Raw genomic sequence first — 9,200 nt, forward strand, 5'->3', positions numbered from 1 at the left:
TCTCCAGAAAAAATACTCTATAAAGAGTATGGTTCACAAGGTGGGGAAGACCATCTCATTAACACCTCTGTTATTCATTAACGACGACAGGCAAATCCTGTCATTGGCCAGCCATTGCGCATCCACCGGTCTGTTTCTGCCCAAAACGCCCATTTCGCCTGATGCTCTGCGGAACCTGAGCTGGCGGCCAGATAATCCGTCGAGGTCACATAAAATTCCCGCGCCCAGCCATCATAAAGATAAAAGTTCCCCCATTCCTCATAGAGCTGTTCCAGCGCATATTTGGAGGCAATCCGGCTGCCGAGTGATTTGCAAAGCTGTTTCGCATTTGAATAAAAATCTTTCGTCAGGCCGGAGCGCTCAAACCAGGTGTGAACCGTCAAAGTCAGCTCGACCTGCTGCCCGGTCTCATCAGTACCCGTGAGCCTGACTCCGTCAGGATTTTGCTGTACCGTCACCACATCCCCCGATACCGTCACCGAGGGCGAGTTACTCTGCCAGTTCACCCGGCCTGTATTGCCTGCCGTGATAAGACGGAATTTCGCGCCACGCCAGAGTACGGAGGGTCCCCTGAGACCAAACGATTTCTGGTTGGCATTGCCGCCCTGACGGTCAACGGCAACAGTATCAACCAGGCGCAACGGCAGGATAAATTCCACAGAGGAGACAACTGGCTGCTCACCCACTTCTGCGGTGACCGAAGCCTGTCCAGCATGACGACTGACAAGGGTTGCGGTTGCCTTTCCCTGACGGTCTGTCCTGTCTTCTGCAAAAATCATCTCGCCAAAATAGCCAGACCAGTCAACTGCTTTATCCGCAAGCCCCTGCCCATGAATATCGGTGACGGTGACAGTAAAAGTTGCCCGATCTTCGCCATCCGCCGCGGCACGGGTTTTATTGACCCGAAGGGTGGGTAACAGAATTTCATCAAAGGTGACCATCGGGGCAGCCACTTTATGATCGCCGACCTGGATCTGCACCTGGTGATCTCCTGCAAATGTACTGCTCAATTGAACCTGCACTTGTCCCTGATTATCAGTTTGCGCCCGTTCTGAGGACAACACACCGTGATCCGTTTGCCAAATCACCGGCTGATTTGCTACGGGTGATCCCAGCGAGTCTTTCACCGTGGCGGTCAACACCACGGTATCCTGACCATCACCTTTCGCCCTGATTTTGTCCACCGTGATCGCGGGTTTCAGCCGGCGTTCAAACGTCACCGGAGCGGCATAAAGGGTTTTTCCCGCCACCTCGGCTTTCACCGTTACCCTCCCTGCGGTACGACTGACTAACCGGGCGGTCGCTTCTCCCTGACTGTTTGTCTGTTCCTGCCTGTCCAGCAGTTGCCCGTTATCCACTGACCACTGCACTTTGCTGTGGCCAACGGGTCGATCTGCTGCATCGCGCACGTTCACCGTATAAAGGATGTTGTCCTGACCATCGGCAATCGCCGTTTGTTTATCCACTTGAATCGTATGGGTTAGCGAGGCAATAAAGCGAATCGGAGAAGCCATCACCGTTTCACTGCCAACCGCCACCGTCACGTCTGCATTTCCTGATACTTTGCTGGTTAAATAAGCCGTGGCCTGCCCTTTTGCATCAGTCATTAATGAAAATGCCGAGAACTGGCCAAGGCGGGTCTGCCAGCCAACAGCCTGATTTGGCATAGGTTGACCACCGGCGTTTTTAACCGTGACAGTCAAGGTCGCCCTCGATTTTCCATCCGCCTTAACGCTGTGTTTATCAACGGCGATTTCGGGGATCAGCACCGCATCAAACTGTACTGAAGGTGCAATGACAACCTCTTCATCCACGGTAACACGTACCGCATGCAGCCCCTGCTGACGGCTGCGCAGCACGACCGATGCCTGCCCCTGCGCATCCGTATGTTGTCGGGTTTGGGATAATTCGCCGTTATCACTTGACCAGATAACGGCCTGATTAGGGACAGGAGCGCCCTCCTGATCAGTGACAAGAACGGTATAGATCACACTGTCATGACCATCGGCTTTGGCCTGTGTTTTATTCGCTGTCACCCGCCATCGCTTTTCGGTCGGCAAACTCACTATCAGGATTTCTGCCCGGCTGGAGCGATTACCCCGGCTGTCGATGGCGATCCCCGAAAGCCGAACGGGGTTTTTCGTGGTTTTTGGCAACCGTAATGTTATTTTATCTGGTTGCTGATAAAGTATTTTTCCGCCTGCCTGCTGTAATTCAGCCGTATCCAGCTCTAAACGTGCCAGCGGATATTTGGACTGGATAACGGGAACAAAGGTCACTTCCTTGCTTTCATACCCATTAATGGATGCGGGGAAAGCCAGTGTTATCAACGTCTGTTTCTGATAATCCAGCACCATATCGCTGCGCCGGTTCACAAAATCCAGCTGACTGGCTCTCAGGCTGCGCTGTGGCGCGACCGCGTTTGGATCAAACTGTTGGCTGAGCGGAACCCCCAACCGATAATTGAGGTTCAGGGTAAAACGATTTTCACTGACACCTTGTTTACCCTGCCGCAAATCGGCACCCAGTGTCACTAACGGCACGGGCGTGTAAGTCAGCCCGGCGGTGACGCTGTACGGATTTTTCTGGCGTTCTGCTTCACCGAATAACGCGACTTCCTGTCCGTAATAGTGTTCATACTTCAACTGCCCGCCCCAGTGAGGAAATGCAGGTAAATATGCTTCGGCCTGAATATCCCAGCCATTGGCGGGTCTTGCATCGAAATCTGTAAGCCGGGAGGGCTTCCAATGGGATAAGTGCTGGTAAAGATTGGCAGAGAGTTTGACGTTATCATGCCAGGCTTCTAATCCTATGCTGTAACGGTGATGCTGCGCCGGCCACAACGCATCCCAGAAGACATTGGCACCCCATAACCAATTATCGGCAACATAGCGATAGCCGAATCCGACCGCCGTTGTTGTCTGACCGTGATGGGTTTTTACTCCTAACTGGCTGAATGCAGTGACCGAAGCTACGTTATACCAGGGTAACAACCAGTCAAATGCAACATCTTTTAACGAAAAGTGGCTGTCGAAAGGGAGTGTGAGGCGGGCATTACCATATTGATTAAACCAGGGTGTCAGTGTTGACGTCACCACCGACGATAACTGCTGGGCGGCCATTGTTTTTGCCGCTTCGCTGGGTGACTGCGATTGAGTCAATTGCCCCCATTGGGTGGTGATTTCGGCCAGTGTGTGCTCATGTTGCTCCGGGTTTTGAACTTCCGGCATGGACTGACCGGGAAAACTGAGTGACAGGCTTAACAAACCAATAATCGAATATTTTACCCTGTTGAACCGACGGGACTGGATTTTTTGCATGTTACCCTTTTCATTAATACTGAAAGGGGTAACATGCAAAAAAAGCGCGTTAAATACTGCACTTAATTCTTTTTCCCATGGTGAAAATTACCTGAATCAGCGGTGAATAGAACCCCCATTAAAGGTATGCTTATAGTACTGACACGGGATAAGAATATCATTTGCTGACAAATGCGGATTCACCTTCCTTAAAAAGCCTGATTCATCGACGAACAGCCCGTTGTAACCCGAATTCTGGATAACCTGAGCTTCGTATATGGTCTTCTCCATTTCTGTCTCAATCCTCCTTCAAAGGGAGAAAATACAATGGGTTAGACTTCTTAATACCATAAAAAATAGTATTCTGTCCGGAATCTTAGGTTGTCATGAGACTACTTGCGATTTAGTTAGCTGCGAATACATTTACACCTGTAAGATTAGCGGTGAAACTCCACAATCTTAAAGCTTCCGATGGATCAATCGCGTATTCACAAACACCGACAAAGGATTCTTCATAATCTGATGCAAGTCCGGTAATGTCACAATCTTCACAATAAAGTCCCCCCTGTTCATTCAAGGCTGGGCTTGTTGCTGCCCATACCTCAGTTGCAGCCCCTTGTGCCGGAGATTTAAAAGTGGGGTCAATCGGGTTACCATTCCTATCCATCCATCCTTCGTTTGCCATCTCTTCATAAGACAAGTGCCGTTGGAGTGGGGTAAATATTTTACCGGGATGCAAAGAAAATGCTCTGATGTTCTTGTTTTTTCCATACGTATCCAGTTGCAATGCAAAAAGCACATTAGCAGTTTTAGACTGTGCATATGCCACCCACTTGTCATAACCACGGGTAAACTGAATGTCATCCCATCGAATTGGAGAGTTATGATGTCCGGCAGATGAAACACATACTACTCTCCCTCCAGATCGGATATTGTTCCATATGAGATTCACCAGTACATAATGGCCAATATGATTTGTAGCAAACTGCGATTCCCATCCCGGACCAACCCGTTTTTCTGGAGAAGCCATGATGCCAGCATTACAAATCACATAATCAAAGATATATTTATTAGCATTGACATAAGCCGCCAATGTCCTGACAGAATTTATGTTCGAAAGATCAAGTGGAAGAATGGTAATATTAGTTAGCTCACTTAATGCATTAGATGCACTCCTCATATCCCTTGCTCCCACCACCACATGAACACCTGCTTCTGATAGCGCTTTAGTAGCCTCATATCCCAATCCAGAATGCCCGCCTGTGATAAAAGCGGTCTTACCTTTAATATCAATCCCTTTAAGTACATCAGAGGCTGTTGATGACGCACTAAATCCTGAATTGATCGGTTTTTGGACTCGCATAAATCCCCCACTATTTTAAGATAACTCGGCTCTAGCATGCGGAGTATAGAACTCCTCCAGTGCAGCGATTTCATCATTACTAAGAGATACATTCATACAACAAGTATTGTCTATAAGTTGCTCTACTGAGGTCACACCAACGATTGGTGAAGCGATTGATGGCTTAGATAACAGCCAAGCTAAAGCTACATGTGCGGGTTTACATTCTTTATTTGCTGCGATCTCATTCAGAACAGAAATTATTTTTTCATCACTCTGCTTTGCTGATTCATATAGCCATGACAATACCTTGTCAGATTGTGTACGAATAGTATCAGTACTCTTTGCAAGTTTACCTCTGGCCAATGGACTCCATGGCGTAACACCAATCCCTTCGGAAACACAATAAGGAAGCATTTCTCTTTCCTCTTCACGATTGATGAGATTGTAATGATTTTGCATACTAATGAACGGAGCCCATCCGTTCATTCTGGCAACGAATTGCGCTTTGATGAATTGCCAAGTTCTCATTGACGAAGCACCGATATACCGAACTTTACCTGACTGAATCAAGTCATTCAGAGCAAGCATCGTTTCTTCGATCGGCGTGTTATCATCCCATCGATGAATTATATAAAGATCAATATAATCGGTTTGGAGTCTTTTTAGGCTGGCATTAACCTGCGTAAATATTTCCTTACGTGACAACCCTCCCGACAAAGGAGAATCAGTCATTCTCTCATAAACTTTTGTGGCTATGACCACATCATCACGTTTAGCATATTTTTTCAGACAGGTTCCCACGATTTCTTCACTTGAACCAATTGAATAAACATTGGCTGTATCAAAAAAATTTATGCCTAAATCTAACGATTTAGTGATAATTTTCTTACTTTGGGTATAGTCCAGAGTCCATGTGTGAGCCCCTTTAGTTGAGTCTCCGAAGGACATACACCCCAGAGCAAGCCTAGACACAATTAGCCCTGATTTTCCTAAGTGACAATATTGCAAATGTCCCTCCTCAATTATTAAGCTCAGTGAGTCTGGACCACGAAGTTTCTTGTTCATCAAGTGGTATATCGAGACTTGCCAAATACATAGCTGTCATCCAGCAATGCCCTGCGAGATGAGTAGCATCAGCGATTTCACCTTGTGAATAGAATTCATTTAAACTGCGGAATGATGATATTGAAGCTTTGCCGTCAAGAATGCACTCTGTAATATATTTCATCATAGCTTTTCTGCGTGAATCCATCGCCTCATAGTTTCCATTCTCAATATCGTTAATTTCCTGCTCTGTCAGACCAGCCTTAATTGCAAGCGGATAATGAATAATCCGTTCGAACTCGCTGTTAATCAGTTTAGCTACACGCATTACAATGATTTCACGCTCATAGTCATTCAAATATCCTTTCGTCAAAGCACCTCCTAAAGCTAAATGAGGTCCGGCAGAACATTTGGTTAAAAGCAAACCTCGAGTCAAGTTTGAAGGGAACTTCTCATATACACTCAGTTGTTCCTGTGTCATATCCTGAACTTCAGTTAGTTTAACTAACATATTACTCATTACTTTCTCCTTATATAGACTGTTGATTAATCTTTTTGTTGAGAATATTGAAAGCTTCATTTGATGAAATATTACCAATATCAACTAAATCAACGATAAATCCGTCTGGTCTTACAATGATGCAGGCAGAATTAGTTGGTAAAAGATCTTTGATAAGTCCCAAAACTTTTCCACTCAAGTTAACAAGAACTGCACTAGTGATAATTTTCGTGGCCGAATCAAAGTATTTTTCCCACTCTGAATAGATGTAATGCTCACCTGGCCAGAAGAAAATGGTATGCTTAGTGAAGCTTAAATGTGGCGAAAGTGTACTTTTATTCCATTCAAGAGGAATTCGTCTTCCTGACTCAAGTTTCATTATCCCTTCAGACAGCTGTCCATGAGGAATATCAATCTGGGCGATTCGAGGTGATAAAAACCTATCTACGATGCCAGTTTTGGATGCAAACCTGAAGGCAAAATCACGAGCAAATATCGCTGGAAACTTCTTATACAGACTCACATTTGCTAGAAATGTAGATAATTTTGATGTCCGATTAATCCCATTCATTCGTTCAGTGGAATAACTATTCAAGAGAGATGAATCATACTCACTACGTATAACACCAGCCAATTTCCAGCCCAGATTCACAGCATCCTGAAACCCACTATTCATCCCTTGAGCTCCAGAGGGACTCATCACATGAGCCGCATCACCAACAAGAAAAACATTCTGAGATCTGTAAGAAGAAGCAGACCTTACATGAGCATTAAAAATGCCGCAGAAATTCATGTTCCCTAAAATTTTATTGCCGGGAACTCTATCATTGAGCAATTTATTAAAGAATTCTCGATTGATTTCACCTTTGTAATTAGCAGGAACACTAGCACCTATGCGAAATAATCCATCACCAATTGGAGCTAACACCATGTTACCCGTACGATGGAGATAATAACCAACTTCACGACTGGTCGATTCACTTACAAGTTCAGCATCCGTAATAGCAAGTTTAGTTTCCATCTGGAATCCATTATAACCAAATCCAAAACACTCTCTGACTCGGCTTGAATATCCATCAGCACCGATTACCCACTGATATGATTCATAAGATATACGTCCTGCATTATCTTGTAGGGAAACATTAACTACATCATTCTCATTATGTCCATCTATAAATTCACAACCATATTCAATGAATATCCCATTTTCATTGAGTCTATCTTCTAGTATTTTCTCTGTTTTCCACTGAGGTATGGTAATTCCATAACGATAATTAGTGTATTTCAGCTTATCAAATCGAATATTACCAATCATTTTCTTATTGGAATAATAATTCATTTGATCGAAGTAATGCCCAGAATCAATAATTATTTCTGATACTCCTGTCCGTGTTAATATTTCCAGCACGCGAGGCCAGATAATTGTAGCTTTAGAATGAGGAGAATACCGAGAATATTTAGATATAATTTTTGATTTAATACCAAATAAAGAAAGCTCAAGGGCTGTCAGCATTCCTACCGGACCTCCCCCAACAATCAATACTGGATTATCACTCCTGGAAATTTTCATATGCTTGGTTCCGTTTCTTGCTTGTATAATAAAGAATTAACACTAGTATTGAAAAAATTAAGCAAATAAAAGACATAGCAAGCAAAGTTATTGATGTCGAAGTTGTTAATCTGCTTCCTACATTGTTGATAAAATGATTATTCATAATTATTCCTGATGCATTGTTATTTGATATTTTATTATTTAATAAAGTGATAACAGTAGACACTAATGGGATTGAAATTGATTCGCCACCAATCCGGAATGTGTTAAAAGTGCCCGCAGCCAATCCAGATTGATAAACATCGACAGAACTAACTGCAACACCATCAATATACGACAAGGATATTCCGAAAGAACTACCTAATAGGAACATAGCAACACAGTAATGTAATATTCCTTCACTACCAAGGACATAATTCAAATATAATGGGGATACACTTAGAAGAACCAATGTGGCTTTTAATAAACAACCATTATTGAGTGAACTTCTGAACTTGGCAATGATTGGTGGGAATATGAAAGAAGGCAAAGTTGCAACAGTCATAATCACACCGACCTGAAAACTTGTGAAATCAGTAGTAGTCTTAAAATAATACGGAAAATAGAACATTATACTTATATACCCGAAACCAAGAAGCAGTGTTGTTATGCTCATGGATGAAAAAGTCCTATTCTTGAAAATAGTCAAGTCTAAGACGGGATTTTTAGCAGATTTTTCAATTCCATATAAAGCCAGAGCACATATCAGAGATACAATAATTAGGAATGCTACTTTTCTGTTAGTTATTGACCATATAGGCAAGAATGATATAAGTGATACTGTTGAAAGAAGAAAAAGAGTCAGAACCATTCCGCCAAACCAGTCAAATTTCGTATATGCGTATCTAGTTTTATCACTAACATATATTAATGAAATAAAAAGCAATAATAAGATTAATGCAGTAATAACACTGAAAATAGTCCATCCTCTGCTGACATAATTAAACCCAGAAGCCACTAAAGGGCCAGCAATCATACCTACTCCTAAAAAAATACCGAAGATCGAGAATGCTTTTGGCCGTTTCGCCTCATCAATATGTGAAGCCAGTAGTGAAGTGGCAGATGTTGTTACTGCTGCGGCAGCTATACCACAAATTGCTCTGAAAAACAGAATATATGCATAGTTATCGATTATACCACCCAGCAGAAAACCTATGGAGAAGAAAATTAGTCCAAGCAAAAAAATATTTTTTCGCCCTACAAAATCAGAAAGAGAACCTGTAATTGGCAAGAAAGCACCATACATTACCATAAAAATATTAATGAACCACTGTGCTTCCTGATAGGTAAGGGAATAATGTTTCATTAAAGAAATATTTAAAATACTGGAGGATGTAATTGTCAGTGGAATTATAAACATTCTTGGATTCACATATTAAGTGCAATATCGTTATAAACGAAGTAAATGAGTTTTTGTCCCTT

7 protein-coding genes are annotated in these 9,200 nt (G+C 43.2%); all 7 read right to left on the reverse strand.

Going from position 1 to position 9,200, the window contains the following annotated elements:
• Nucleotides 1–77 precede the first annotated feature (77 nt).
• Nucleotides 78–3,320: an Ig-like domain-containing protein gene (locus AAY47_RS16270; RefSeq protein ID WP_047771178.1), complete on the reverse strand. Its 3,243-nt coding sequence runs from the start codon at nt 3,318–3,320 to the stop codon at nt 78–80.
• 96 nt (nt 3,321–3,416) lie between these two features.
• Nucleotides 3,417–3,590, reverse strand: a complete 174-nt coding sequence (locus AAY47_RS22075) for a hypothetical protein (protein ID WP_160300211.1) — start codon at nt 3,588–3,590, stop codon at nt 3,417–3,419.
• 112 nt (nt 3,591–3,702) lie between these two features.
• Complete coding sequence (locus AAY47_RS16275) at nt 3,703–4,662, reverse strand: SDR family NAD(P)-dependent oxidoreductase (RefSeq protein WP_047771179.1); 960 nt, start codon at nt 4,660–4,662, stop codon at nt 3,703–3,705.
• A 15-nt stretch (nt 4,663–4,677) separates the two neighbouring features.
• Entirely contained in the window at nt 4,678–5,652 is a 975-nt protein-coding gene (locus AAY47_RS16280) for an aldo/keto reductase (protein WP_072059813.1), read from the reverse strand.
• A 10-nt stretch (nt 5,653–5,662) separates the two neighbouring features.
• Entirely contained in the window at nt 5,663–6,208 is a 546-nt protein-coding gene (locus tag AAY47_RS16285; RefSeq protein WP_053014317.1) for a carboxymuconolactone decarboxylase family protein, read from the reverse strand.
• A 10-nt stretch (nt 6,209–6,218) separates the two neighbouring features.
• Nucleotides 6,219–7,757 carry an FAD-dependent oxidoreductase gene (locus AAY47_RS16290; RefSeq protein WP_047771181.1) on the reverse strand — a complete coding sequence of 513 codons (1,539 nt, stop codon included), beginning with the start codon at nt 7,755–7,757 and terminating at the stop codon, nt 6,219–6,221.
• Complete coding sequence (locus AAY47_RS16295; protein WP_047771182.1) at nt 7,738–9,138, reverse strand: MFS transporter; 1,401 nt, start codon at nt 9,136–9,138, stop codon at nt 7,738–7,740. The genes AAY47_RS16290 and AAY47_RS16295 overlap by 20 nt, the downstream gene beginning before the upstream one ends.
• Nucleotides 9,139–9,200 lie beyond the last annotated feature (62 nt).

It is taken from the genome of Xenorhabdus griffiniae (assembly GCF_001028135.1).
In the GTDB taxonomy this organism is placed as follows: domain Bacteria; phylum Pseudomonadota; class Gammaproteobacteria; order Enterobacterales; family Enterobacteriaceae; genus Xenorhabdus; species Xenorhabdus bakwenae.